Here is a 25601-nt window from a genome sequence, read left to right as displayed (position 1 = left end):
TGCCGTCATGACTTCTACGTACGCTGTACTTAGTGAGGGTCTGGAGAAGCGCTTCGGCTCCGGCGGCACGGCCGTCGACGCGCTGCGCGGCCTGGACCTCGCCGTCGCCGAGGGCACCGTCTGCGGACTCCTCGGCCCCAACGGCGCGGGCAAGACCACCGCGGTGCGAGTGCTCGCCACCCTGCAGGCGCCGGATGCCGGGACCGCCCGGGTCGCGGGCCACGACGTGGTGCGGGACCCGGCGGCGGTGCGCCGGCGCATCGGCGTCACCGGCCAGTACGCGTCGGTGGACGGCGACCTGACCGGCCGTGAGAACCTGCGGCTCTTCGGACGGCTGCTGCGGGCACCGCGGGGACGCACCGACGAGCTCCTCGAACAGTTCGGGCTCACCGAGGCCGCCGAGCGCCCGGCCCGCACGTACTCCGGCGGCATGCGGCGCCGCCTCGACCTCGCGGCGAGCCTGATCACCAGGCCCGCCGTGCTCTTCCTCGACGAGCCCACCACCGGCCTCGACCCACACAGCAGGAACGGCATCTGGGAGGCCGTGCGCCGGCTCACCGACGAGGGCACGACGGTGCTCCTGACGACCCAGTACCTGGAGGAGGCCGATCAACTGGCCGACGACATCGTGCTGATCGACGGCGGCCGGGCGGCGCACCACGGCACCCCCGCGGAGCTCAAGGCCCTGATCGGGAACTACGCGGAGGTCGTCGTGGACCGGGACGCGGCGCTGCCCGCCGCGGCGGCGGTGCTCGACCGGCTGACGGGCGCCGCGCCCGTCCTCGACGCGGCGAACCGTACCGCCGGGGTGGTCGCCCTCGACCCCGCGCTCACGCTGCCCCGGCTCGTCCGCGAACTGGACGCGGCGGGCGTCCCCGTCGTGGACGCGAGCCTGCGGCGGCCTTCGCTTGACGACGTCTTCCTGCGCCTCATCCCATGAGCTCCGCCCCCGCTCCCGCCCGCGCCCCGCACCCCGAAGTCCACCCCCGACCTCCGGAGATCTCCCCCATGAGCGCCCTCCTCCACGACGGCACCGCCGTACTCGGCCGGCATCTGCGGCGCGTCCGGCACGCGCCCGCGATCCTGGTCATGACCCAGACGATGCCCATCGTCTTCCTGCTCTTCTTCGGCTACGTCTTCGGCAGCGCCCTCGCGATGCCCGGCTCCGACTACCGGGCCTACCTCGTGCCGGGAATGTTCGTGGCGACCGCCGCGGGCGGCATCATGAACGGCATGTTCACCGCCGCCCAGGACACGCACCGCGGCGTGTTCGACCGGCTGCGGACGCTGCCGATGAGCAGGGCGGCGGTGCCGCTCGGACAGGCGCTCGCCGACCTGGTGACCACGGCGGCGGGCCTTGTGCCACTGGCGCTCGTCGGGCTCGCCATGGGGTGGCGGATCGAGGGTGGGCCGCTCGCCGCGGCAGGCGCGTTCGGGCTGCTGCTGCTCTTCCGGTTCGCGACCACCTGGGCCGGCATCCTGCTCGGGCTCGCCTCGCAGAGCGAGGAGGCGGCGGGCCAGCTGGGCAGCGCCACGTTCATGCTGCCGCTGCTGTCGAGCGCTTACCTGCCGACCGACGATCTGCCGTCCGGGCTGCGCCTGGTCGCCGAGTGGAATCCGATCAGCGCGGTGGCGACGGCGGTACGTGATCTGTTCGGCAACGCCCCCGTCCCCGCGGACGCGGCGTGGCCGGTGACGCATCCGGTGGCGGGGGCGGTCCTCTGGTCGCTGGCGCTGCTCGCGCTGTGCGTACCGCTCGCCGCGCGCCGGTACGCGCGCGGCGGAAGCTGAAAACCTGTGGTGCTCAGGCTCAGGGCATGGGTGGGCCGGGGTGGTGGTGATAGGTGACGGGGTGGAGCGGAGTGGGTGGGAAAGACCCGCCGCAGAGCGGCGGTTCCGTCCCGGGGACCACCCGCGGTCAGCGTCCGCCGAACAGCGAACGCCGCAGCCTGCGCAGTGGCGCGAAGAGCGAGACTCGCCTCACTCGAGCACCCCTGCTGCTGCGGGCGTGCGCGGCGTCACGTGAGGTCAGCTCACGCATCAGCAGTGTCGCCTCGTGCGACTCGCGCTGCGGGACGGCAGGGCCGCCCAGCACCGAGAGATGACGATCGAGACGCGAACTGCTCGCGCTGCTGCCACAAGTGATCGCAGGGACACGCGCCCTGCTGCGCACCGTTATCTGTTCCATGTCACTCCCCACCCGTACGAGGGCACCCGGCCCAGGGCAGGTTAACCCTATCGCCCTGTCATGACACTCGTGTATCCCGGTCACAGGATTCACCTACCCCACAAGGAGGTTGACGATTACTCTCCGGATCTGCGGGATTCCAGGGCGAGTTGGACATACACCCTGAGAACGGTCGCCCGCAGCCGCCGGAGGCGCGCCGGTGATGACGTGGGCACCGTGCGCGCATCGGCGTACGTGGGTTATCTCACGTGCGGTTTTCCCGGCCCCGTGGCCTCCAGACAGCCCCTCAGCCGCAGCAGCCCGTCCCGCATCCGGGTCTTGACCGTCCCCAAAGGGACGGACAAGCTCCGGGCCACCTCCCGATAGGTGAACCCGTCGTAATAGGCGAGCGTGACGGCCTGGCGCTGCAGGTCGGTCAGGTGACCGAGACAGCCGCGCACCCGCTCCCGGTCGAGGCTCGCCTCGACCTCCTCGGCGACCTGGTCGAAGGCGGGACCGTCCCCGTACCGCGCCGCCCGCGCCTCGCGGTCCCGCGCCGCCCGCACGCTGCGCACCCGGTCCACGGCCCTGCGGTGGGTGAGCGTCAGGATCCAGGACAGGGCGCTGCCTCGCGCCGGGTCGAACCGGGGCGCGATGCGCCAGACCTCGACGAGCACCTCCTGGGCCACCTCCTCGGACTGCGCGTGATCGCGCACCACTCTGCGTACGAGTCCGAAGACCTGGCCCGACACCAGTCCATACAGCTCCTCGAAAGCCTGCTCGTCCCCCTCGGCGACCCGTAGCAGCAGCTTGTCCGCCTCCACCCGTTCCCCCTCCCCCGCTTCCGCTCCGCCGGCTGTCCGGCGCCAGACATTCGGCGCGGGAGGCGCCGCGGATGCGAAGGGCGCGACATCGGCCCAATCCGCCCGCGCCGCGGCCCCGAATGGCTCCTGTCAGTCAGGTACATCAGGCTCATGAGGACGCGTGAGGACGGATGGGATGAAAGCGAACACCGGGAATCGGGCGGGGCGTCGCGGCCTCGCCACGCTGGTCTGCGGCGCACTCGCCGCCGGGGGGCTCGTGGCCGCCGGGGTGAGTGCGCTGGAACCGGGGGCCGCCCGGGCCTCCAGCCACCGGGAGGCCCCGCTGATCTCGGGGCAGCCGCAGTACGACAACACGGACGTGTACGCGTTCGTCAGCCCCGACAAGCCCGACACCACGACGCTCGTGGCGAACTGGATCCCCTTCGAGGAACCCGCGGGCGGGCCGAACTTCTACCTCTTCCCCGAGGACGCCCGCTACGACATCCACATCGACAGCGACGGGGACGGCCAGGGCGATCTGCTCTACCGGTGGACGTTCGACACCAAGGTCAGGAACGGGAACACCTTCCTTTACAACACCGGCCCCGTGACGGCCCTCGACGATCCCGACCTCAACATCACACAGACGTACGACATCGATCTGCTGAAGCTGAAGGACCAGAAGGTCGTCTCCACGAAGAAGATCGCCAACGGCCTGCCGATCGCCCCGTCCCGGGTGGGCAAGGCATCGATGCCCGACTACAAGAAGCTGCGCGACCAGGCCGTGCGCAAGGTCGCGGGCGGCGGCACGTCGTACGTCGGGCAGGCGGACGACCCCTTCTTCCTCGACCTGCGGGTCTTCGACCTGCTGTACGGGGGAGACCTGTCTGAGGTCGGCCGGGACACGCTCAAGGGCTACAACGTGAACACGGTCGCGCTGCAGGTGCCGAACGCCGAGATACGCCAGTCGGAGAAGCAGCCGACGGTCGGCATCTGGTCGACGACCGAGCGCAAGAACGCCGGAGGCGACTGGGCCCAGGTGTCCCGGCTCGGCAATCCGCTGGTCAACGAGGTCGTGGTGCCGCTGCGTGACAAGGACAAGTTCAATGCCTCGGCGCCGTGGGACGACGCCCAGTTCCTCCCCTACGTACAGAAGCCCGAGCTGCCGAAGCTCCTGGAGAAGTTCTACGGCGTGAAGGCGCCCGCCGAGCCCAGGAAGGACCTGGTCTCCGTCTTCCTGACCGGCGTGCAGGGCCTCAACCAGCCGCCCGGCGTGCGCCCCGCGGAGACGTTGCGCCTCAACACCTCCATCAAGCCGTCCGCCGACCCGAAGCGGCTCGGTGTCCTCGACGGCGACAACGCGGGCTTCCCGAACGGGCGGCGCCTCGCCGACGACGTCGTCGACATCGAACTGCAGGCGGTCGCGGGTGAACTCGTGGGGGCCAAGAATGATCTGGGCGACGCGGTGAACGCCAACGACCAGGCGTTCGGCGGGACCTTCCCCTATCTGGCGCTGCCCACGTCCGGCTCGCGCGGTCCGGTGACCGGCGGGGGCACCGACGGGACCTCGGCGCGCGACGCCCTCGCGGGCGGAGCCGTACCACCGGCCTCGTCCCCGCCCTCGTCCGGCGACTCCGACGACACGGTGCTCATCGCCTCCGCGGCGGCCGGGGCGGCCGGAGTGCTCCTCGTGGGGCTCGGCCTCGGCTGGTGGCGGTCCCGGCGGCGCGCGGCCGCCGGAATCTCCTGACAGACCGAAAGGCCGAAAGGCCGAAAGACCGTCCGCGACAGCGGACTTACCCCGAACGGGCACGGCTCGCGGCGCATCCTCCCGCGGGCCGCGCCGCCATCCGCCATCCATCATCCGTCATCCGTCATCCGGGAAGGTCTGGTCGCCTTCATGACACGCAACTCCGTACGGAGCGCCGTGGCCGTCGTCGCCCTCGCGCTCGTCCTCACCTCGGGCGCCGTCGTGCTCGGCGGCGACGACGGGACGGAACAGCCCGCCGTCGCCACCGGACCCGCGCCACGGCCCGACGCACTCCGCGGCGGGAACCTGGACCGGGGCGTGGACACGCTCCGGGCCCATCTGCGCACCCAGCCGAAGGACTCCGTCTCCTGGGCCACGCTCGGCACGGCCTACGTCGAACAGGCCCGCACCCGCGGCGACCCCGCCCTCTACGGCGCCGCCGACCGCGCCCTGGACCGCTCGCTGAAGCTGCGCCCCGGCAACGACGCGGCGCTCGCGGGGCGCGCCGCGGTGGCCGCCGCCCGGCACGACTTCCGCGGGGCCCTGCGGTACGCCACCGATGCGCTCGCCGCGAACCCTTACGGCGAACGGGCGTTGGCCACCCGTATCGACGCCCTGGTGGAGCTCGGACGGTACGGCGCGGCGGCCCGCGCGGCCGACGAGGCGGACGCGCGGCGGCCCGGGGTCCCCATCTTCACGCGGTACGCGTACGTACGGGAGTTGCGCGGCGACGTGACGGCCGCGCGGCGCGTCCTGGGGCGGGCGCTCGACGGGGCGTCGGCGCCGGGCGACGTGGCGTACGTGTCGACCGCGCTCGGTCAACTGGCCTGGCGCCAGGGCGACTACGGCACCGCCCTTCGGCACTGCGGGACCGCGCTGCGGGCCGACGCCGGTTACCTCCCCGCCCTGGAGTGCCGGGCCAGGGCCCGTGCGGCGCGCGGCGACACGGCCTCGGCGCTCGCCGGGCTGCGGTCGGTCGTGGAGCGGCAGCCGCTCCCGGGGCCGGTGCTCGCGCTCGGCGAGCTGTACGAGGCGCGGGGCGATGCGGAGCGGGCCCGGGAGCAGTACCGCCTCGTGGACACCTGGGTCGCGCTGGCCCGCGCGAACGGGGTCGACCCCGATCTGGACACCGCGCTCGCCGAGGCCGACCACGGGGACCGGGCGGTCGCCCTGCGGGCGGCGCGGGCGGAGTGGCAGCGGCGCCGGACCGTGCACACGGCCGACGCGCTCGGGTGGGCCCTACATGTGAACGGGCGGGACAAGGAGGCGCTGCCCTATGCGCGGCGGGCGACGAGCACCGGGTTCCGCGAGGCGTCGTTCCTCTACCACCGGGGCATGATCGAGCGGGCCACCGGCGAAGACCGGGCCGCGCGGGGGTCGCTGCAGGCGGTACTGCGGTTGAACCCCGGCTTCTCGCCGCTGGGTTCACGCGCGGCGCGTGCGGCGCTGCGGGCGCTCGGGGGCGGTGCTCCATGAGGCTCCGGGCGAGGTCGGCGAGGCCGCGTCCCGGTCGGCGGCCGAGGGGCGTGGGCAGGCGGAAGTGGCTTCTGGGGGCCGCGGCGGCGCTGGGGGTGACCCTCGCCCTTGGCGCCCCCGCCGGTACCGCGTACGCCCACCCCCTGAACAACTTCACCGTCAGCCATTACGACGGGCTCCTTGCCGAACCGGGCCGCCTGAAGGTCGACCACGTGGAGGACCTCGCCGAGATCCCGGCCGCCCAGGCCGCACCCCGCATCCGCGAGGAGGGCCGCGACAGCTGGGCCCGCCGACGCTGTCAGGACGCCGCCGACGGCATCCGGGTCGGCGTCGCGGGACGCCCGGCCGAGCTGACCGTGGGCACCGCGCGGGTCCGCGCCCGACCGGGCCAGGCGGGGCTCGACACCCTCCGCGTCGAGTGCGCTCTGAGCACTCCGCTGCCCCGGGGCGAATCCGTCACCGTCCGGTTCCGCGGCGGTGCGGGGGACGACAGGACCGGTTGGCGCGAGATCACCGCCCGCGGCGACCGGATGACTCTCGCCCGCTCCGACGTACCGGAGTCCTCCGCGTCGAAGCGGCTCACCCGGTACCCGAAGCGCCTGCTGTCCGCGCCGCCCGACACCACGTCGGCGGCACTGCGGATCACGTCCGGCGGCCCGGCCCTCGCCGACGCGGGACCGGAGGAAGGGGAGGGGATCGCCGCCGTCCTGCCCCGCGGCGCCGACCGGTGGACCCAGGCCCTGACCGGGCTCGTCGGACGGCATCCCCTCACCCTCGGCTTCGCGTCGCTCGCCCTCGGCACCGCCGTGCTCCTCGGTGCCCTGCACGCGCTCGCCCCCGGGCACGGCAAGACGCTGATGGCGGCCACCGCGGCGGCCCGCGGCCGTGCCCGCGCCCGCGATGTGCTGCCGCTCGCCGCGTCCGTGACCGTGACGCACACGCTGGGCGTGCTCGCCCTCGGCCTCCTGGTGAGCGGGGGTTCGGCCGCGGGCCCGTCGGTGGTCGCCTGGCTCGGCGTGGTGAGCGGACTGCTCGTGTCGGGTGCGGGCGTGCTGCTCGTACGCCGGGCGTGGCGGCGGGGGCGAGGTCGGGGTGGTGAACATGGTCATGGTCACGGGCACACGCACGACCATGGGCATGGGCATGGGCATGGGCATGGGCACGGACACGGGCACGGGCACTCGCACCACACCCACTCCCACTCCGGCTCCCCCGTGGGCAGCCTCCGCGGCATGCTCTTCCTCGGGTTCGCCGGAGGCCTGGTGCCCAGTCCCTCCGCCGTCGTCGTCCTCGTCGGTGCCGCCGCGCTCGGCGAGGCCTGGTTCGGGCTGCTGCTCGTGGTGGCGTACGGCATGGGGCTCGCCGTCACGCTGTCGGCCGCGGGGTTCCTCGTGGTCCGGGCGGGGGCCTTCGCGGGGCGGCGCATCGGGCCCGGGTGGCTGAGCCGCCGTGCCCGGCGGTTCCTGCCGATGGGCTCTGCCTGCGTCGTCCTCGCCCTTGGGTGTGGATTGGTGTTCAAGGGGGCCGCAACCGCGCTCGGTTGAGCTACTTTTGTCGAGAATCTCACCGCTGCGGATGGGGGCGCCCGTGAACCAGCCAGAGCGCGTGATCGCCGGGCGCTACCGCCTCCTCGCCCCCTTGGGCGAAGGCGGTATGGGCACCGTGTGGCAGGCTCGTGACGAGGTGCTCGGGCGTGAGGTGGCCGTCAAGGAGGTGCGCGCCCCCGCCGGTCTTCCGGCGACCGAGGTCGACCGGCTGTACGCACGCCTGGAGCGCGAGGCCTGGGCCGCCGCCCGCATTCCCCACCGCAATGTGGTCACGGTCTACGACGTCGCGAGCGAGGGCGGCCGTCCGTGGATCGTCATGGAGATGGTGCGCGGCCTCTCCCTGTCCGACGTGCTGGAGGCCGAGGGGGCGCTGCCCCCGCAGCGGGCCGCCCACATCGGCGCCGAGGTCCTCGCCGCCCTGCGCGCCGCCCACGACGCCGGAGTCCTGCACCGGGACGTGAAGCCCGGCAATGTCCTGATCGCGAACGACGGCCGGGTGGTCCTCACTGACTTCGGTATCGCCCGGGTCGAGGGGAGTTCGGCGCTGACGATGACCGGCGAGGTCATCGGATCGCCCGAATTCCTGGCCCCGGAGCGGGCGTTGGGGCACCACCCCGGGCCCGCCTCCGACCTCTGGTCGCTCGGCGTCCTGCTGTACGCCGCCGTGGAGGGCAGCTCGCCGTTCCGCCAGGACACCCCGCTGAGCACGCTGCGGGCGGTCGTCGACGAGCCGTTGCCGCCCTCCCGTGGCGCCGGTCCGCTCGCCCCGGTCATCGAGGGGCTGCTGCGCAAGGACCCGGCCGAGCGGATGTCGGCCGCGGACGCCGAGAGCGACCTGCGGATCGTGGCCGCGGGCGGCACCCCGCACTCCGGCTCCCCCCTCCCCTACATGCCGACGGCCACGGCCGAGCGGCCGCCGCCCGGGCCGACGCCGCCCGTCCCCTTCCCCGTGACCCCACCGCCGTACACGGCGCCTCCCGCCGGCACCACGGCCACCACGGCCACCACGCCCGCCCGGTCCCGCCGCGCGGTGGTCGCCCTGGTGGCGGGCCTCGTCGTGCTGGCGCTCGCGCTGGGCGGGATCACGTACGCGCTGGTCAATCGCGACGGCGGAGACGGGGACAACAGTTCGGGCAGCGACAGCGGCGGCAAGTCGAGCAGCGGCCAGGGCGGCGACAGCAGCGCGTCGCAGGATCCGGGCAGCGGATCGGCCGGAGCCGGATCGAGCAGCTCGTCGGACGGCGACGGCGACGAGAGCAAGTCGACGAACGGGGGCGGCGGAGGGAACGGCGGCGGCAACCACGGCGGCACCACGGCCCCGCCCGCCCAGTCGGTGAAGGTGTACGTGGCCGGTGCTCACACGCGGTACGAGGGTGCGTGTCCGCCGGCGCCCGGTCAGGCGCCCTCGTTCACCGCGACGTTCACGGTGGGGCGCGCCCCCGCCACCGTCCAGTACCGCTGGGTGACCCGGTCGGGGCAGTCGGGCGACCCCGGCTGGAAGACGCTGTCGTTCGCCTCGGGAGGCGGGAAGACGCGGCAGGTCAACCACGTCGAGACCGCGTACGACACGGGGGGCGGGACGTACGAGAACACGATCAGCGTCCAGGTGCGGAGCCCCGTGACGACCACGTCGAACGCGGTCGCGTACTCGGTGAGCTGCGCGCAGGAGACCCCGACGGGCGGGGCCTCCTACACGCCGAGCGCGTAGGCCGGGGTCAGGCGGCCTGGGTGAACACGGGGAGGTAGCCACCGGACTGGCCGGCGGCGGTGGGGTGGTAGGACTCGCCGATGTTGGTCCAGTTCACGCTGTGCAGCCAGGGGCTGCCCGAGCAGATCTCGTGCCCGGCGAAGGCGGACGTGACGTTGCCGAACGCGAAGCCGTGGTCCGCGGCCCGCTTGGCCGTGGTCGTGTTGAGGTAGTCGGATGCGTCGTTGATGGCGGTCCGCTCGCGCTCGGAGAGACCGGCGAGGCAGCCGCCGCCCAGCTTGTAGAAGCGGGGGTAGCCGAGGACCACGACGTGGGCGGAGGGGGCCTTGGCGGCGATCGCGTCGTAGACCTTGTCGAGGTTGCCGGGCAGGGTGGATTCGACGTACTTGCGCGCCGTCGCGATGCGCGCGAGACAGTTGCTCTCGGACTGCAGCACACAGGTCGTCATGACGTCGGCGAAGCCCGCGTCGTTGCCGCCGATGGAGATCGAGACGAGGCCGGTGCCGGAGCCGAGCGGGCCCAGCTGGCCGGAGAGAACATCACCCGTACGAGCGCCCGAGCACGCCGCGAAGTTGAAGCTCGAGGGTGAGTGGGCGGCCGCCCACAGGGCGGGGTAGGCGCGAGTGCTGCGCTTGCAGTTCCCGCTGCCGCTGTCGTAGTTGCCGGCGCCGACGCCCGAGGAGTAGGAGTCGCCGAGGGCCACGTAGCCGGTCGCCGCGGCCCGTTGGCCGGTCGACTGGTCCGCGTGAGCCGCTGCCGCTCCGGTGAGAGCGAAGGCGACCGCAAGGAGGAGCGAGGACATGTATGCCGTGATTCTGGACAATTTCATGGAACCTCCCTTAGCAGGGTTTCTGCCACGACCGTGGTAGCACGCACCCCCGGCCATCGATAGTGTCCATGTCAATTTCTTCCTGCACAATTGGCTTGCCCACGCGGGGAGTTCACCAACACTTACGGGGTATGGCGGGGAACATCTGCACACCCCCTCCGCATCTTGACGGGCCCTCGGAGCCTGCGCGACATTGAAGCCCGGCATCCGGCGCTTCGGGGGGCGAGTCGCCCATGCAAACCATCGGGAACACGGCACTGTCCGCGGACACGGGTCGACACGCCGGGCAGGACACGGGCCGACGCACCGGGCAGGACACCAAGAAGGACCTGCTGCCGCTGCTCGCCGGTGCGGGCGTCGCCGTGGGCGCCGTCGGCGCGATGCTCGCGCTCGTCGACCTCAGTTCGCCACTGCGGGCCCCCTTCACCCTCTTCTTCCTCCTCGCCGCGCCGGGCGCCGCGATCGGCGCCGCGCTGCGGGCGCTCACACCGTGGGGCCGGACCGTGGCCGCCGCGTCCGGGTCCTTCGCGGTCAACCTCCTCGTGGCGCAGGGCATGCTGGCCCTGCACCTGTGGTCGGTACGCGGCGGCGTCTCCGCCGTCGCCGCGGTCAGCGCGCTCATCCTCCTGCCGACAGCCGTACGGCGCCTGCGCCGCCGTACGGCGAGAAGGTGGACTCCCTGACGTGAACATCACCGTGCACCGCCCCGGCGACCTCACCGCCGCCGACCGGGTGGCGTGGACCGCCTTGCAGTCCAAGTCGCATCTCGACGGCGCGACCGAGCTCGCCAACCCCTTCCTCTCCCCCGAGTTCGCTCTCGCGACGGCGCACGAGCGGCGCGGGGTGCGGATCGCCGTCGTACGCGAGGACGGCGAGCACGCGGCGTTCCTCCCCTTCCAGCGGTCCACCACCGGCGTCGGCCGGGCCATCGGACTCGGCGTCTCGGACTGCCAGGGCCTCGTGCACCGGCCGGGTTTCGACTGGGACGCCAGGGAATTCCTCCGGGCCTGCGGGCTCGCCGTGTGGGAATTCGATCACCTGGTGGGCGGGCAGACGCCGTTCGAGGCAAGCGCCTCCGGTTCCTTCCCCTCACCCGTCATGGACATAGACCGGGGCTACGAGGCCTATCTGAACCAACTGCGCCTACAGTCGCCCAAGTTCACCCGATCGACGCTGGCCAAGGAGCGCAGACTCGGCCGCGACCACGGCGCCGTGCGCTACGTGCACGACGAGCGCGACCCCCGGGTCCTCGCCACGCTGATGGGCTGGAAGTCGGCGCAGTACCGCAGGACGGGCCGCAGCGACCGCTTCGCGCACCCCTGGATCGCCCGCCTGGTGCGCCGGCTCTTCCACACCCGTACCGACTCGTTCGCCGGGATCCTGTCGGTCCTCTACGCCGGGGACGTGCCGGTGGCCGCGCACTTCGGGCTGCGCTCCGAGCGGATCCTCGCGTGCTGGTTCCCGGCGTACGACCCGGCGTTCTCGAAGTACTCGCCCGGCCTGGTCCTGCATCTGCGCATGGCCGAGGCCGCCGCCTCCGACGGCATCGCACACCTCGATCTCGGCCGCGGCCAGAAGAGCTACAAGGACTCCCTCAAGACACGCGAAGTCACCGTGTCCGAGGGGTGGGTGGCGCTCCGGCACCCGGTGGCGTTCGGACACCTGGCGCGCCGCGCGCCGGTCAGGGCGTTGCGGAACACCGTGCAATCAAGACCGGAATTATTCGAACCGGCCGACAAACTGCTCAAGCACATGGGCCGAATTCGATCTAGGGGCCAGAATTAGAACGGTCCGAATGTGATCGCACAGATTACCCAAATCATGAAAAACGTGAGACCACGTTCCAGGTCTTGCCATACAGTCCCAATCATCAATACCGTCGTACATCCACCCGCAACGGCCCATCACGCAAATGCGATCCAGGGGAGGGCTCAGGGTCGCGATGGGGCCGATGTGGGGCGCGGTAGGGGGGTGCCGTGCTCGGTTACCGCTCGTCAGCCGAGACACGTCCCGCGCTATGCCAGCTCACTCGGCATGCACGGAGATCTATTTCGTCATGCTCAAGTGTGAACCCCCCTTTCGACCCGGATCAATTACCGGACTGCCCGGGGGCGGGCCGTCCACCGGACGAGAGGGACCACCGGACTCATGAGTTCTTTTGTGCGCCCGACAGACGCCGGACAGGACCCGTTGAACGAGATCACCAGAAACTACCGGCCGATCTCCACGCACTTGGCGATCACGCCGCCGGTGAGTGTCGTGATACCCGCCATGAACGAAGCGGAGAATCTTCCGTACGTGTTCAAGACACTCCCCGAGTGGATCCATGAGGTCGTCCTCGTCGACGGCAATTCCACCGACGACACGGTGGCCGTCGCCCGCGAGCTGTGGCCGGACGTCAAGGTGGTGCGCCAGCTCGGCAAGGGCAAGGGCGACGCCCTGATCACCGGCTTCGCCGCGTGCACGGGCGACATCATCGTGATGGTCGACGCGGACGGCTCGGCGGACGGCAGCGAGATCGTCTCCTACGTCTGTGCCCTCGTCTCCGGCGCGGACTTCGCCAAGGGCTCCCGGTTCGCCAACGGCGGCGGCACGGACGACATGACGCCGATCCGCAAGCTCGGCAACCACGTCCTGTGCTCCGTCGTGAACACCAAGTTCGGCGCGCGCTACACCGACCTGTGCTACGGCTACAACGCCTTCTGGCGGCACTGCCTCGACAAGATCGAGCTCGACTGCACCGGCTTCGAGGTCGAGACCCTGATGAACATCCGGGTCGTCAAGGCGGGGCTCAAGGTGCAGGAGATCCCGAGCCACGAGTACCTGCGGATCCACGGCACCAGCAACCTCAGGGCCGTCCGGGACGGCATCCGCGTACTGAAGGTGATCCTCAGCGAGCGCTCCCACCGCGGCAGACGCGGCGCGCGGCGCAAGGGCCCGCGGGGGCTCCCCCTCGGCGCCGGTCAGGGAGAGGTGTCTTGAACACGGAGATCTCCGTGGTCGTCTGCGTGTACACCGAGGACCGCTGGGCGGACATCCTCGCGGCCGTGTCCTCGGTGCGCGCGCAGTCCCTCGCGGCCCTGGAGATCCTGCTCGTGGTCGACCACAACCTCCCGCTCCTCGACCGGCTCGCCAAGGAGTACAAGGAGACCGAGGGGGTGCGGGTGCTCGCCAACGCGGGCCCCCGCGGCCTCTCGGCGGGCCGCAACACCGGGATCGCCGCCTCCCGCGGCGCCGTCATCGCCTTCCTCGACGACGACGCCGTCGCCGAGCGGGAGTGGCTGCGGCACTTCGCCGAGGGGTACGAGGACCCGCGGGTCCTCGCCGTCGGCGGGCGCACCCTGCCCGCGTGGGAGTCCGGCCGACGGCCGGTCTGGTTCCCCGAGGAGTTCGACTGGGTCGTCGGCTGCACGTACCGGGGACTGCCCCCCGGCCGGGTCCGCGTGCGCAATGTCCTCGGCGGCAACGCCTCGTTCCGGCGCACCGCCTTCGACGCGGCGGGCGGCTTCGCCACCGGCATCGGGCGGGACGGCGACAAGCGGCCGCTGGGCTGCGAGGAGACGGAGTTCTGCATCCGCCTCACCCGTGCACGGCCGGACGCGGTGCTGATCGTCGACGACCGCTCGGTGATCCACCACCGGGTGCCTGCCGCCCGCGAACGGTTCCGCTACTTCCGGGCCAGGGCGTACGCGGAAGGCCTGTCCAAGGCTTTGGTGGCCCGGAGCGTCGGCGCGGGCAAGGGGCTTGAGTCCGAGCGCCGCTACACCACGCGCGTGCTGCCCGTCGGCATCGGCCGCGGCCTGCGCGACGCGGCGCTCGGCCGCCCCGGCGGCGCGGGCCGTGCGGGGGCCATTGTGACGGGAGTGCTCACCGCGGCAGGGGGGTACGTACTCGGGAGCGTCCGCGCACGCAGGGGTGGCGCCACGTTCTCCGTCGGGGAGATCGGGGAGATCGGGGAGGGCACGGGCGGCGAGGGGGCTGCGGCATGAGCACGGAACCCGTGCCGATACTGATGTATCACTCCGTGGCCCGCGCGCCGAACGAGGCGACGCACGGTCTCTCGGTCTCGCCCGACACCTTCGCGCGCCAGATGGACGTGCTCGGTGAGCGGGGCTTCACCCCGCTCACCGCCTCCCAACTGGCCGCCGTCTGGCGCTCGTCCAAGCAGACGCTGCCCGCCAGGCCCGTGCTGATCACCTTCGACGACGGCTATGAAGGGGTGCACCGGCACGCGCTGCCCGTGCTCGCCCGGCACGGTTTCGTGTCGACCCTGTTCGTCTCCACCGGCTGGCTGCGCGGGGAGTACGACACCGGGGGCGGCCTTGACCGGATGCTCGACTGGGACCAGGTGCGCGAGCTCGCCGCGGCGGGGGCGGAGATCGGCGGACACAGCCACACCCACCCCGAGCTCGACCAACTGCCCGAGGACCGGCTCTGGTTCGAGCTGCGGCGCTGCCGCGACATCGTCGCCGACCAGCTGGGCACCCGGCCCGCGTCCTTCGCGTACCCGTACGGCTACTCCAGCCGCCGGGTGCGCGAACGCGTGCGCGAGACGGGGTACACCCAGGCGCTCGCCGTCGGCAACGGCCTGGCCCGCCGCGGCCAGGGACCCTACGCGCTGCGGCGCGTGACCGTGCGCCGCTCCACCGGCGCCGAGGAGTTCGAACGGCTGGTGGCGGGCGGCTCCATCGGCCGTGACTTCGCCAGGGACCGCGCCCTGACCAAGGGGTACGCCATGGTCCGCAGAGCCCGACAGATCCGCCGGAAGGCAATCCGTACCCGTGTCTGACACGACCACGGCCCAGGCCGGCGTCGCCGGGGCCACGCACACCGCGGGGCGGCCCGCCACCGGCCCGCTGTTCCGCAACGCGTACGCGCTGATGCTCAACACCGGCATCTCCGGCGTGCTCGGCGTGGGCTTCTGGCTGGCCGCCGCGCGGTACTACTCGGAGTCGGCGGTCGGGCAGGGCTCGGCGGCCATCGCCGCGATGAAACTCCTCGCGGGGCTCACCGCCGTGACGCTGACCGGCGCCCTCGCGCGGTTCATACCGATCGCGGGCCGCGCCACGGGAAAGCTCATCTTCCGTACGTACGCGGGCAGTTCGGTCGCCGTGGCGCTCGCCGCGCTGGTCTTCCTGCTCACCCTCGACCTGTGGGGGCCCTCGTACCGCTTCCTGCACGGCCCCGTGCACGGCATCGGCTTCGTGCTCGCCGTCGTCGCCTGGTCGGTCCTCACCCTGCAGGACGGCGTCCTGACCGGGCTGCGCAACGCGCTCTGGGTGCCCGTCGGCAACACCGCCTTCTCCGTCGCCAAGCTCGGGCTGCTCATCGCGATGGCCGCGGCGGTCCCCACCGCGGGCGTCTTCGTGTCCTGGGTCGCCTCGATCCTCGTATCGGTCATCCCGCTCGGCTGGCTGGTCTTCCGGCGCCTGGTACCCCGGCACGTCAAGGCCACCGACGGCAGGACGCGGCCGCCCACCCTGCGCGAGATCGGCCGCTTCCTCGCGGGCGACTACACCGGCTCGCTCTTCTCGCTCGCCGTGGTCTACCTCGTCCCGGTGATCGTCGCCTCGCAGGTCAGCTCGGTCGACAACGCGTACTTCTACATCACCACCACCATCGGCGGCACGGTCAACCTGCTCGCCATCAACATGGGCGCCTCGCTGACCGTCGAGGGCGCGCACGACCCGGCGCTGCTCGCCGCCAACACCCGCTCGGCGCTGCGCCGGATGGCCACGATCATGCTGCCGGTCTGCGGGATCCTCTTCCTGGCGGCCCCGCTGATCCTGCGCATGTTCGGGCAGGGGTACGCGGACGCGGCCACGCCGCTGCTGCGCTGGTTCGCGGTGGGGGCGCTGCTGCGGGTCGTCATGGAGACGTACTTCGCGGTGCGGCGCGCCCAGAGCGAGACCTCCGGGATCGCCTGGCTGCAGGGCCTGTTGTGCGTCCTGGTGCTCGGCCTGACGCTGCTCCTGCTGCCGCGGATGGGGCTGACCGGCGCGGGCGTCGCGGAGATCTCCAGCCTGGCGGTGATCGTGGCCATCGCGGCGCCGAAGCTGTACCGGGTGGTGCGGACGGCGCCCCCGGAACCGGCCGAAGGGACGGCGCCGGACGGTGACCTGGCCGATCTGGGCACGCCGGAGGCGTACGCCGAGCCGGGCAAGGAGCGTCACGGACCCGCGTGGGCCCTGCGGGAGTCGCTCGACTCGGACACCCTCCAGCTCGCCGTGCTGCTCGACTTCGAACACCAGGAGCGCAGGCCCGACGTGCGGCCGGGCCCCGGCACGCCCGCCGCCGGAACACCCGCGGCGCGGAGCGAGGGGGACCCCATGGACCACCGGCCCACCTGGGCGACGAGCACCCCGGCCGCCGGGCCCTCCGCATCCGTGTCCACGCCCCCGGCGGAGGCGCCGGGCCGGGACGCCTCCGCACCGCCGACGGCTGCCCCGGCTCCTCCTCCCGCCGCGCCCGCCGCGCCCGCCGCGCCCTCGCAGGCCCGGCCCCGCCACGTCCTCGTGATGGCGTTTCTCCTCGTCACCGCGCTCGCCCTGTACTGGCTGCCCGTCCTCGGCCTCGGCGAGAAGGACCTGGAGGACATGGGCGGGCTCGGGCTGGTCTCCGTCCTGCCGAGGCCGACGCTGCTCGGCGCCGTCCTCCTGGTCGTCGTGTTCGCCGCGCTGCTCTGGATGGACCGGCCGCTCAAGAGCCTCCTGCTCCTCACGCTGCTCGCCACGGTGGTGTCTCTGCACGCGCTGCCCGCGGTCATCGAGACCGAGCCGCGGTTCGCCACGGCCTGGCAGCACCTGGGCTTCATGGAGTACATCGACCGGACCGGCTCCGCGGTGCCCGACCTGGACGCGCGCTGGAGCTGGCCGGGCTTCTTCGCCGCGGCCGCCTTCCTCGCGAAGGCCTGCGGCGTCTCGGACCTGACCGAAGTGATCCGCTGGTGGCCGACGGCCGTGCAACTGCTCTACCTGGCGCCGATGTTCCTGCTGGTGCGCTCCATGCGGGCGTCCTGGCGCGCCAAGTGGGCGGGCCTGTGGATCTTCGTCCTGAGCGGCTGGGTCGGCCAGGACTACTTCTCTCCGCAGGGCTTCACGTATCTGCTCTACATCGCCTTCGTCGCGATCCTCCTGGTGTGGTTCCGTGCCCCGCGCGTGCTGTGGGCCAAGCGGCGCCCCGGGGAGAGCGAGGTCGAGCCGACGGGGCGCGGGGAGCGCGCGGTCCTGCTCCTGGTCCTGATGGGCCTGTTCGCGGGGACGGTGCCCGCGCACCAGCTGACGCCGTTCGTGATGCTCGGCGTCCTCACGGTGCTCGTCCTGGTCGGCCGGTCCGAGCTGCGCGGCCTGCCGCTCCTCTTCGGCGTGCTCGTCGTCGTCTGGCTCGGCTTCCTCGCCGAGCCCTACTGGTCGGGGCACTTCGACGACCTGTTCGGCGGGGTCGGGGGCGTGGGCGGCAACGTGTCCTCGTCGGTATCGGGACGGATCGAGGGCGGCAGCTCGACGCATCAACTCGTGCTCTACGCGCGCGTGGCGATGGCGGGCAGTGTCATGGCGGTCGCCTGCTGGGGCTGGTGGCGGCGGCGCTTCCACAAGTACAGCGAACGCTCGCTCGTCGTCCTCACCTTCGTGCCGTTCCTGGGCTTCGGCATGCAGTCGTACGGCGGCGAGATGGCCCTGCGCGTCTTCATGTTCGCGCTGCCGGGCGCGGCCCTGCTCGCGGGGCTCGCGCTGTTCCCGCGCACGGGCGCCACGCCGGAGGAACGCGACCGCGACCGGGTGAGCCTCGCGCCGCTCGCCGCGCTCCTCGCGGGGCTCGTCCTGATGGGCGGCTTCCTGGTGGCCCGCTGGGGCAACGAGCCCTTCGAGCGCATCCGTCCGGGCGAGGTCACGGCGATGGAGTACGTGTACGCGCACGACGAGCCGACGGTGCGGCTGCTCTGGATGAGCAACGACACGGTCGACGACGTGACCCCCGCGATGCCGTGGGGCGCCCGCGACATGGAGAAGGTGGAGTACGTCCCCACGCTCGCACCCGCCGACCCGGTCCTGGTCTCCGGCCTGGTGAAGGCCCTGAAGGACGCGGGTCCCCACTCGTACCTGATGATCAACCGCAGCCAGACGACCTACCTTCAGCTGGACGCCGGGTACCCCACCTCCTGGGAGCCGCGACTCCTGCGCAATCTCGACGAAAGACAGGACCTGCGGAAGGTCTTCGGCAACGACGACGCGAGCGTCTACCAGCTCACCGAGCAGCCGGACGGCCGGGTCGCCAGGGCCGATCCGGGGCCCGCCGGGCCGAAGGTGACCTGGACGCCGTGGTCGGTGGTGGGCGGTTTCGCCGCCGTCGCCCTCATCCTGCTGCTCGGGGCGCGCGAGATGGTGCGGGTCGCCGCGGCGCCGAGCGTGCGGCAGCAGCGGTGGCTGCAGAGCAGCTTCTGGTTCTCGCTGCCGCTGCTCGCGGTGCTCCTCGCGTCGCTGATCCAGCGGTTCCTGACGATGGCGTGAGCGGGGGGATCACCGCTTCAGCCACTTCACCTCGTATCCCGCCAGGTCGAACCGCTCTCCGTCGACCTCCGCGCCGATCTCCCGGTCGAGGGTGTTCACCACGAGGACCGCCTCGTCGTCGGCGAGCACCCGGACCGCCGGCCGGTCGTCGGCGGCGACCGGCACCTTCTCGTACCGCGTGCCGGGGCCGAACTCCTTGCCGAACCGCTCGATGAGCCGCAGCATCGGCAGTTCGGCACCACCGCCGGACACCCGCGTGGACGTCCAGAGGCAGCCCGCGCACGCGGTGCCGTTCTTCTTCTGCGGGTTCCAGTAGAAGCCGCTGGTGGCGCCGCCCCGCGCGATCGCCATCAGGCCGGACGCCTGCACGGCGACGCGGTGCGCCTCGGACCAGTCGTCGCGGTCGTCCTGACTGTCGCCCGGCTCCACGTAGTACTCGGCCCACCACAGCGGCAGGCCGCCGGTCCGCGCGCGCAGCCACGTGCCGACGGCCGTGAACTTGTCGGTGGCCTTGAACTCGTCGGGGAGCATCTCGTCGTCCTCGGTGTAGCTGGCGCCGTCGACGACGACGAAATCGGCGCCCGCCTTGTTCTTGTTCCAGTACGCGAAGGCGTCGAGGGGCCGCTGGTCCATCCGGCCCCAGGGCCCCTTCGGCTCCTTCGCCACGCCCTCGGTCCTGCGCGGGTCCACGCTGTCCATGACCAGGTAGGGGCCGCCGACCATGATGCCCTCGTCGACCTTCTTGAGCTCCTTGTAGATGAGGTTGTAGAGCTCGGTGTAGCCCTCGTAGTCCCAGCGGTGCTCTTCGTTGTTCCAGAAGCCCTTGAACTCGTTCCAGACGACGAAGTGACGTACGTCGGGATAGCGCTTGGCGACGGTCGCGGCGAGCTTCGCGAAGTCCTCGTAGTGGGCGCGGACAGGGGCCTTCTCCAGGGAGGGGCGGCTCCAGTCGGTGTTGTCGGCGCCGGGCTTGCCGCCCTTCATCCAGTCGGGGGCGCAGCACAGCGTCACGACGGGCGTGCCCTCGCTTCCCCGGACGAAGTCCATCCGGCGGTCCATCGCGGAGAAGTCGTAACGCCCCTTCACCGGCTCCGGGTTGCCCGCGCCCCAGCCCATGATGTGCTGGATCTGCGGGATGGACCTGCCCTGGCCCGCGAGTTCGCGGCGGACCCGTTCGACGGCGGCCTCGTCCCCGTCGTCCGCGCTGTACTGGGTGTGCGTGAAGCCCCAGCCCACCTGGGGCTTCGCGGCGCCGGTCGGGACGGCCGGGGTGCCGTACACCTTGTCGCCGTCGGGGGTGGTGCCCGCGGTGCTGCCCTTGTCGCCGGGAACCGTGTTGACGAGTGTGATCACCAGGGCCAGTGCGACCAGTCCGACACCGAGCAGGGCGGCGAGACGCCAGCGCCGTGCTCCCGATTTCCACCCATGACGTGCCATCAAGTACCAGAGTATCGGCGCGCGTCGGCGGACGCACTGCGGAAACCTGATGCACGAGTGCGGGTGCGTGCCGGATCATGGCGGCATGTCTGCGAACCCACAGGACGCCCTGCCGATCCGGCTCAACGTCGACGACAGCGACTCCCCGTCGGATGTCGTGGACGCGCTCTTCCTCGGCCGTTTCGCCACGGGCGAGCAGCCCTTCTCGCACAGTGCGAACATCGACCGCGTCAAGTCCGGCTCCACGCTGCTGCCGCCCGGGGCCTCGGTGCTGCGCGCGGCCCGCGACGACGACCGCAGCGCGACGCTGGCCGAGGGCGAAGGATGGACCCTGCTCGTCTCGCGCTGGAACCGCGGCGCGGACGTCACGGTGACGGCGACCACCGCCGAACTGGCCGAGCGGGTCCTGACCCAGGCCACGGACGACGCGCAGGACGAGCCCGAGCCCCAGCCGGAGAACGTGACCATGGGCTTCTGGTACGTCTCCCCGCGGCGCGGCCCGCACCGCACCACCCGGCAGATCTCGGCCGGTACGTGGGAGGAGGTGCGGCCCAACTACACGGCGCCGGTCGCCGACGCCATGGACTCGCTGATGAAGACCACGCCCGAGGACATCTCGGGGCGCCTCCTGCTGCTCCACGGGCCGCCGGGCACGGGCAAGACCTCGGCGCTGCGGACGCTGGCGCGGTCCTGGCGCGACTGGTGCCAGGTGGACTGCGTCCTCGACCCGGAGCGGCTCTTCAGCGACGTCGGCTACCTCATGGACATCGCGATCGGCGAGGACGACGGGACGGCGAAGGGCCGCTGGCGGCTGCTGCTCCTTGAGGACTGCGACGAGCTGATCCGCGGCGAGGCGAAGCACACGGCGGGCCAGGCGCTCTCGCGGCTGCTCAATCTCACGGACGGCCTGCTCGGCCAGGGCAGGAACGTGCTGGTGGGCGTCACGACCAACGAGGACCTGGAGCGCCTGCACCCCGCGGTGGTCCGCCCCGGCCGCTGCCTGGCCCGCATCGAGGTAGGCGCGCTGACCCGTCGCGAGGCGGTGGAGTGGCTCGGCACGGAGGAGGGCGTGGGCCGCGAGGGCGCGACCCTGGCGGAGCTCTTCGCGCTGCGCCGCGGCACGAGCCCCACGTCGGTCCCGGGGCAGCGGGAGGGCGCGGACTCGGGCTTGTACCTGTAGCCGCCCGCGCGGCCGCTGTTACTGCCCGCGTACGGTATGGGCGGCCTACCCGGCATCCCCGTAAGCCGCGCGCAGCGCGTCCCGTACGGCCGATGTCGCGTCCGCCTCCGAGAGCCCGAGCCGCCGCACCCGCTCCGCGTACGCCTGCGCCTCGGACGCGGCGGTCCGGGCCGCCGCGTCACCGGCCGCGGCGACGAACGTCCCGTTCCGGCCGCGCGTCTCGATGACTCCGTCGGCCTCCAGGGCCCGGTAGGCCTTGGCGACCGTGTTGGCCGCGAGCCCGAGGGACTCGGCGAGCCCCCGCACGGTGGGCAGCTTGTAGCCGACCGGCAGCTCCCCCGACCTCGCCTGCCCGGCGATCTGGGCCCGCACCTGCTCGTACGGCGCGTCGCCCGCGCCCCCATCGATGTCGATCTTCAACGTCACGCAGTGATTGTCCCGCACGGGCCACCTCGTCGGCACATCCGCGCGCCCGGACTCCTCGCCCGCGAAAATGGGAGGCACCCCGCACGGCCCCCGCGTACCGTGCCGCTCCATGACAGTGATCGTTCGAGCCCTGAGCGCCGACGCACCGAGAGCCGCCGCGGACGACGCCGGCTTCGCCGCGGTGCGCCGGGCCTGTGTGCCCGCCATGCTCGCCACCCCCGCCTCGGTCGCCTTCGACCGTGCGCAGGCCCATCCGGACTCCGGATACCGGCAGTTGATCGCCGAGGTGGACGGCGAGATCATCGGCACGGCGCAGGTGGGGCTCGCGTACGACAGCCCGGAGCCCGGCCAGGGCTTCGCCAATGTGTACGTCCATCCGGAGCGGCTCGGCCGGGGTGCCGGAACGCTCCTGCTGCGCACCGCCGAGGAGTATCTGGCGGGCGCGGGCGCGCAGACCGTGTACTCGTGGGTGCTCGACTCCCCCGCGAACCTCGCCTTCGCCGCCCGCCACGGCTATGCGGCGCGGCGCAGCGCGCACTTCCTCCGCCTCGATCTGGCGCACGGCACGCTGCCGCCCCGCGAGGCGCCGCCCGCCGGGGTCGAGCTGGTCAGCGGGTCGGTGTTCGCGGACGACGCGCGGCCGTTCTTCGCGCTCGACGCGGAGACGGTGGCCGACGAACCGAGCGACGTCGCCGCCGAGTTCACGGACTACGAGCACTGGCTCGCCGAGACCTGGCACCACCCTCTGGTCAGCCGGGAGCTGACCACCGTGGCGCTGGTGGACGGGGTCCCCGCGGCGTTCAGCCTGGCCCGCGCGGACGGCGCGGGGCGTTACGCGTCCGGCATGACGGGCACCGCGCGCGCCCACCGCGGCCGCGGTCTGGCCAAGGCCGCCAAGAACGACTCCCTGCACCGGGCCCGCGAGGCCGGGTACACGGAGGCGTTCACGGGCAACGACGCCGGGAACGAGCCGATGCTGGCGATCAACAAGTGGTTCGGTTACGAGATCTGCGATACGGAGGTCCGCCATGTCCGCACCCTCGGCTGACGCGGCGCGGGAGACGGCCACCCTGGACATCGCCCTCATGAAGGCGGGCCGGACGAAGATCCGCTATCCGGCGCGTCTTTTGCACGACGACGGCAACCACGTCACGGTCTCCGCCCCCTGGGCGGCCCCTGGCGTCCGTGACTTCGGCTTCGTGCGCTTCGAGCCGGGTGACGTCTTCACCGAGCACTACTGGCGCGACCGGTGGTACGCCGTCAAGGAGGTGTACGGCGCGGACGGCGCCCTCAAGGGCTGGTACTGCGACGTGACGCGCCCCGCGGTCCGCGACGGCGCCGTCCTTACGGTGGAGGACCTCGACCTGGACCTGTGGTGCTCGGCCGACGGCAGCGCCGTACTGCGCCTGGACGAGGACGAGTTCGCGGCGAGCGGCCTGGCCGCGGCGGATCCGGCGGCGGCCGAAGCGGCGGCCTTGGCCCTGGACGAGCTGGAGGCGAGGGCCCGCGGCGAGGGCTTCGGGACCATCGTCTGACAGCCCTCGATCAGAAAGCGGGACCGAACAGGTCTACCGAGTGCTCCGAATGGACATCGGTAAGGCAGGGAGTCGGGAAGCCGGGAGGCCGTCATGCGTCGAGTGACCACGCACAAGCCCGCGAGCAAGTCCGTCAGCCGCCGGGTGCGGGAACGTCAGGAGGCGGAGGTCAGGCCGCGGGAGAGGCCCGAGGTCCGCAAGGACATCCAGCGGACGTGGTGGCCGGACGGCTGAGCCGGGGGGGGTGATCCCCCCGTCAGTTCCGCGCGAGCCGCTTGCGGTAGTGGATGCGGTCGTAGGGCCCGTCCATCCGCCGCTCGACGACCTCGTATCCGTAGCGAGGGTAGATCTTCTGGTTCTCCCACATCAGCGCGTTGGTGTAGAGCCGTACCTCGATGAGCCCCAGTGCACGCGCGTGTGCGTCCACGAAGGCGAGCAGACGCCGGCCCACCCCCTGCCCCGCGGCATCGGGGTGGACCGCGATCGACTCCAGGAGGAGCCGCCCTTCGTACGGGCGCGGGACGAGCACCAGGAGACCCACCACGGGGTCCCCGGTGACGTACACGAAGCCCGCCGCCACATCGGCCGCGTGGTCGGCCTCCATCGGGGCGGGGACGCGCCCGATGCGTTCGATGTAGCGGTGGTAGGCCGCGTCGGTGACCGCCCGCACGGCGGGCACGTCGGCGGCGGTGGCGAGACGGATGTCCGTGGGGCCCTCGTGGGTGGTCATGCCTCTACGTCTACGTCACGGCGCCGCGCCCGCACCACCGCCTTCTTCAACAAGGGCCACGCCACGATCAGGACGATGAGGCCATAGACCGTCACGGAGAACGGCGTGTCGACGAGGCCGGATACGCTGCCGTCGCTGATCTGCAGGGCGCGGCGCAGCTGTTGCTCGGCGTTCGGGCCGAGGATGACGCCGATGACGGCGGGCAGGATCGGCAGCCCGTAGCGCCGCATGCCGAAGCCGAGCAGGCCGATGACGAGCAGGATCACGAGGTCGAGGGACTCGCCGCCGACCGCGTAGGCGCCCACGGCCGCGAAGAAGAGGATGCCCGCGTAGAGGTAGGGCCGCGGGATGCGCAGGAGCTTCGCCCAGACCGGGGCGAGGGGCAGGTTCAGCGCGAGCAGGAGCACCATGCCGACGAACAGCGAGGCGATGAGGCCCCAGACCAGGTCCGCCTCGCGTTCGAAGAGGAGCGGGCCCGGCTGGATGCCGTACTGCTGGAAGGCGGCGAGCAGCACGGCGGCGACGGCGGTCGTGGGCAGGCCGAGCGTCAGCATGGAGACGAGGGTTCCCGCGGCCGAGGCGGACGACGCCGACTCGGGGCCCGCGACGCCCTCGATGGCGCCCTTGCCCCACTCCTCCTTGTGCTTGGACAGGCGCTTCTCGGTGACGTAGGAGAGGAAGGTGGGGATCTCGGCGCCACCGGCGGGGATCGCGCCGAACGGGAAACCGATGAGGGGGCCGCGCAGCCAGGCCTTCCAGGTGCGCCGCACGTCCTTCTTCGCCAGCCAGGGGCGGCCGACGGGAATCGCCTGCCCGCTGGTGCGGCGCAGGTGGGCGGCGACCCACAGGGCCTCGCCGATCGCGAAGAGCCCCACGGCGACGATCACCACGTCGATGCCGTCGGCGAGTTGGAGCGAGCCGAAGGTGAGCCGCTGCTGGCCCGTCATCTGGTCGAGGCCGACGAGGCCGATGGTCAGGCCGATCAGGAGCGAGGCGAGGCCGCGGATGCGGGAGGAGCCGAGCACGGAGGTGACCGCGATGAACGCGAGCACCATGATGGCGAAGTAGTCGGGCGCGCCGATGTCGACGGCGAGGTCGGCGACCGTCGGCGCGAGGACCACCAGGAGCGTCGTACCGATCATGCCGCCCGCGAAGTGGCCGATGGCGGCGGCCGCGAGGGCCTGGGCGCCGCGCCCCGACCTGGCCATCGGATGGCCTTCCATGGCGGCGACGACGGCCGCGCTCTCACCGGGTGTGTTGAGCAGGATCGACGTCGTCGAGCCGCCGAACATCGCGCCGTAGTAGATCCCGGCGAACATGATGAAGGCGCCGGTCGGTTCGAGTCCGTACGTCACCGGGAGCAGCAGGGCCACCGCCATCGCGGGGCCGATGCCGGGCAGCACACCGATCGCCGTGCCGAGCAGGACGCCGACCGCGGCCCACAGGAGGTTGATGGGGGTGAGGGCCGTGCCGAAGCCGTCCATCAGGGAGTTGAAGGCGTTCATG

At 72.2% G+C, this 25601-nt stretch carries 23 protein-coding genes; 16 read left to right on the top strand and 7 right to left on the bottom strand.

Features of this window, described 5'->3' with window-relative positions; translation table 11 throughout:
- Window positions 1-7 precede the first annotated feature (7 nt).
- A complete protein-coding gene (locus ABZ953_RS27175) occupies window positions 8-940 on the top strand; it encodes an ATP-binding cassette domain-containing protein (RefSeq protein ID WP_361728569.1) in 933 nt (310 codons plus the stop codon).
- Between the two features lie 68 nt (window positions 941-1008).
- Window positions 1009-1791: an ABC transporter permease gene (locus tag ABZ953_RS27170; RefSeq protein WP_361728567.1), complete on the top strand. Its 783-nt coding sequence runs from the start codon at window positions 1009-1011 to the stop codon at window positions 1789-1791.
- Window positions 1792-1918: 127 nt separating this feature from the next.
- Here the strand turns inward: ABZ953_RS27170 and ABZ953_RS27165 are convergent, their stop codons facing one another.
- Complete coding sequence (locus tag ABZ953_RS27165) at window positions 1919-2188, bottom strand: hypothetical protein (protein WP_361168343.1); 270 nt, start codon at window positions 2186-2188, stop codon at window positions 1919-1921.
- Window positions 2189-2427: 239 nt separating this feature from the next.
- On the bottom strand, window positions 2428-2991 hold the full coding sequence (gene sigK, locus ABZ953_RS27160) for an ECF RNA polymerase sigma factor SigK (RefSeq protein ID WP_361728564.1): 564 nt from the start codon (window positions 2989-2991) through the stop codon (window positions 2428-2430).
- A 175-nt stretch (window positions 2992-3166) separates the two neighbouring features.
- Here sigK and ABZ953_RS27155 point away from each other — a divergent pair, with 175 nt between their 5' ends.
- The 4 genes from ABZ953_RS27155 to ABZ953_RS27140 all read left to right on the top strand — a co-directional run bounded on the left by ABZ953_RS27155 (window position 3167) and on the right by ABZ953_RS27140 (window position 9451).
- Window positions 3167-4720, top strand: coding sequence for a DUF4331 domain-containing protein (locus tag ABZ953_RS27155; RefSeq protein WP_361728561.1), 1554 nt, complete (start codon window positions 3167-3169; stop codon window positions 4718-4720).
- Between the two features lie 150 nt (window positions 4721-4870).
- On the top strand, window positions 4871-6196 hold the full coding sequence (locus ABZ953_RS27150) for a hypothetical protein (RefSeq protein WP_361728558.1): 1326 nt from the start codon (window positions 4871-4873) through the stop codon (window positions 6194-6196).
- The gene (locus ABZ953_RS27145) at window positions 6193-7740 is read left to right on the top strand and encodes a nickel transporter (RefSeq protein WP_361728555.1); all 1548 of its coding nucleotides are present in this window, start codon (window positions 6193-6195) and stop codon (window positions 7738-7740) included. The genes ABZ953_RS27150 and ABZ953_RS27145 overlap by 4 nt, the downstream gene beginning before the upstream one ends.
- Before the next feature lie 31 nt (window positions 7741-7771).
- Window positions 7772-9451 (top strand): serine/threonine-protein kinase, encoded by a 1680-nt coding sequence (locus ABZ953_RS27140; protein ID WP_361728552.1) that lies wholly within the window; start codon window positions 7772-7774, stop codon window positions 9449-9451.
- Window positions 9452-9458: 7 nt separating this feature from the next.
- On the opposite strand, the gene ABZ953_RS27135 is transcribed toward ABZ953_RS27140, so the two are convergent.
- Entirely contained in the window at window positions 9459-10280 is an 822-nt protein-coding gene (locus ABZ953_RS27135) for an SGNH/GDSL hydrolase family protein (protein ID WP_361728549.1), read from the bottom strand.
- Between the two features lie 233 nt (window positions 10281-10513).
- On the opposite strand from ABZ953_RS27135, the gene ABZ953_RS27130 reads away from it, so the two are divergent.
- From ABZ953_RS27130 to ABZ953_RS27105, 6 genes are all read left to right on the top strand, one after another.
- Entirely contained in the window at window positions 10514-10963 is a 450-nt protein-coding gene (locus ABZ953_RS27130; protein ID WP_361728546.1) for a hypothetical protein, read from the top strand.
- A 1-nt stretch (window position 10964) separates the two neighbouring features.
- Window positions 10965-12065: a GNAT family N-acetyltransferase gene (locus ABZ953_RS27125; protein ID WP_361728543.1), complete on the top strand. Its 1101-nt coding sequence runs from the start codon at window positions 10965-10967 to the stop codon at window positions 12063-12065.
- Window positions 12066-12428: 363 nt separating this feature from the next.
- Window positions 12429-13262, top strand: a complete 834-nt coding sequence (locus ABZ953_RS27120; protein ID WP_361728541.1) for a glycosyltransferase family 2 protein — start codon at window positions 12429-12431, stop codon at window positions 13260-13262.
- On the top strand, window positions 13259-14269 hold the full coding sequence (locus tag ABZ953_RS27115) for a glycosyltransferase family 2 protein (RefSeq protein ID WP_361728538.1): 1011 nt from the start codon (window positions 13259-13261) through the stop codon (window positions 14267-14269). Before ABZ953_RS27120 ends, ABZ953_RS27115 begins: the two co-directional genes overlap by 4 nt.
- Complete coding sequence (locus ABZ953_RS27110) at window positions 14266-15069, top strand: polysaccharide deacetylase family protein (protein WP_361728535.1); 804 nt, start codon at window positions 14266-14268, stop codon at window positions 15067-15069. Before ABZ953_RS27115 ends, ABZ953_RS27110 begins: the two co-directional genes overlap by 4 nt.
- A 91-nt stretch (window positions 15070-15160) precedes the next feature.
- Window positions 15161-18787, top strand: a complete 3627-nt coding sequence (locus ABZ953_RS27105; protein WP_361728862.1) for a lipopolysaccharide biosynthesis protein — start codon at window positions 15161-15163, stop codon at window positions 18785-18787.
- A gap of 9 nt (window positions 18788-18796) precedes the next feature.
- Here the strand turns inward: ABZ953_RS27105 and ABZ953_RS27100 are convergent, their stop codons facing one another.
- Window positions 18797-20224 carry a xylan 1,4-beta-xylosidase gene (locus tag ABZ953_RS27100; RefSeq protein WP_361728532.1) on the bottom strand — a complete coding sequence of 476 codons (1428 nt, stop codon included), beginning with the start codon at window positions 20222-20224 and terminating at the stop codon, window positions 18797-18799.
- An 85-nt stretch (window positions 20225-20309) separates the two neighbouring features.
- On the opposite strand from ABZ953_RS27100, the gene ABZ953_RS27095 reads away from it, so the two are divergent.
- Window positions 20310-21404, top strand: coding sequence for a DUF5925 domain-containing protein (locus ABZ953_RS27095; RefSeq protein WP_361728529.1), 1095 nt, complete (start codon window positions 20310-20312; stop codon window positions 21402-21404).
- 45 nt (window positions 21405-21449) lie between these two features.
- On the opposite strand, the gene ABZ953_RS27090 is transcribed toward ABZ953_RS27095, so the two are convergent.
- Window positions 21450-21830 (bottom strand): GntR family transcriptional regulator, encoded by a 381-nt coding sequence (locus ABZ953_RS27090; protein ID WP_361728526.1) that lies wholly within the window; start codon window positions 21828-21830, stop codon window positions 21450-21452.
- A gap of 109 nt (window positions 21831-21939) precedes the next feature.
- Here ABZ953_RS27090 and ABZ953_RS27085 point away from each other — a divergent pair, with 109 nt between their 5' ends.
- The 3 genes from ABZ953_RS27085 (at window position 21940) to ABZ953_RS27075 (ending at window position 23599) form a co-directional block, all read left to right on the top strand.
- Complete coding sequence (locus ABZ953_RS27085) at window positions 21940-22878, top strand: GNAT family N-acetyltransferase (protein ID WP_361728523.1); 939 nt, start codon at window positions 21940-21942, stop codon at window positions 22876-22878.
- Window positions 22859-23365 (top strand): DUF402 domain-containing protein, encoded by a 507-nt coding sequence (locus ABZ953_RS27080; RefSeq protein ID WP_361728520.1) that lies wholly within the window; start codon window positions 22859-22861, stop codon window positions 23363-23365. The genes ABZ953_RS27085 and ABZ953_RS27080 overlap by 20 nt, the downstream gene beginning before the upstream one ends.
- Before the next feature lie 93 nt (window positions 23366-23458).
- The gene (locus tag ABZ953_RS27075) at window positions 23459-23599 is read left to right on the top strand and encodes a hypothetical protein (RefSeq protein WP_361728517.1); all 141 of its coding nucleotides are present in this window, start codon (window positions 23459-23461) and stop codon (window positions 23597-23599) included.
- Window positions 23600-23621: 22 nt separating this feature from the next.
- On the opposite strand, the gene ABZ953_RS27070 is transcribed toward ABZ953_RS27075, so the two are convergent.
- The gene (locus ABZ953_RS27070; protein ID WP_361728514.1) at window positions 23622-24095 is read right to left on the bottom strand and encodes a GNAT family N-acetyltransferase; all 474 of its coding nucleotides are present in this window, start codon (window positions 24093-24095) and stop codon (window positions 23622-23624) included.
- Entirely contained in the window at window positions 24092-25600 is a 1509-nt protein-coding gene (locus ABZ953_RS27065) for a tripartite tricarboxylate transporter permease (RefSeq protein WP_361728511.1), read from the bottom strand. Before ABZ953_RS27065 ends, ABZ953_RS27070 begins: the two co-directional genes overlap by 4 nt.
- Between the last annotated feature and the right edge of the window lies 1 nt (window position 25601).

The organism is Streptomyces sp. NPDC046465, from assembly GCF_040646035.1.
GTDB lineage: Bacteria > Actinomycetota > Actinomycetes > Streptomycetales > Streptomycetaceae > Streptomyces.
The sequence above is the reverse complement of the archived record's forward strand: the minus strand, read 5'-3'. Positions and strand labels throughout refer to the sequence as shown.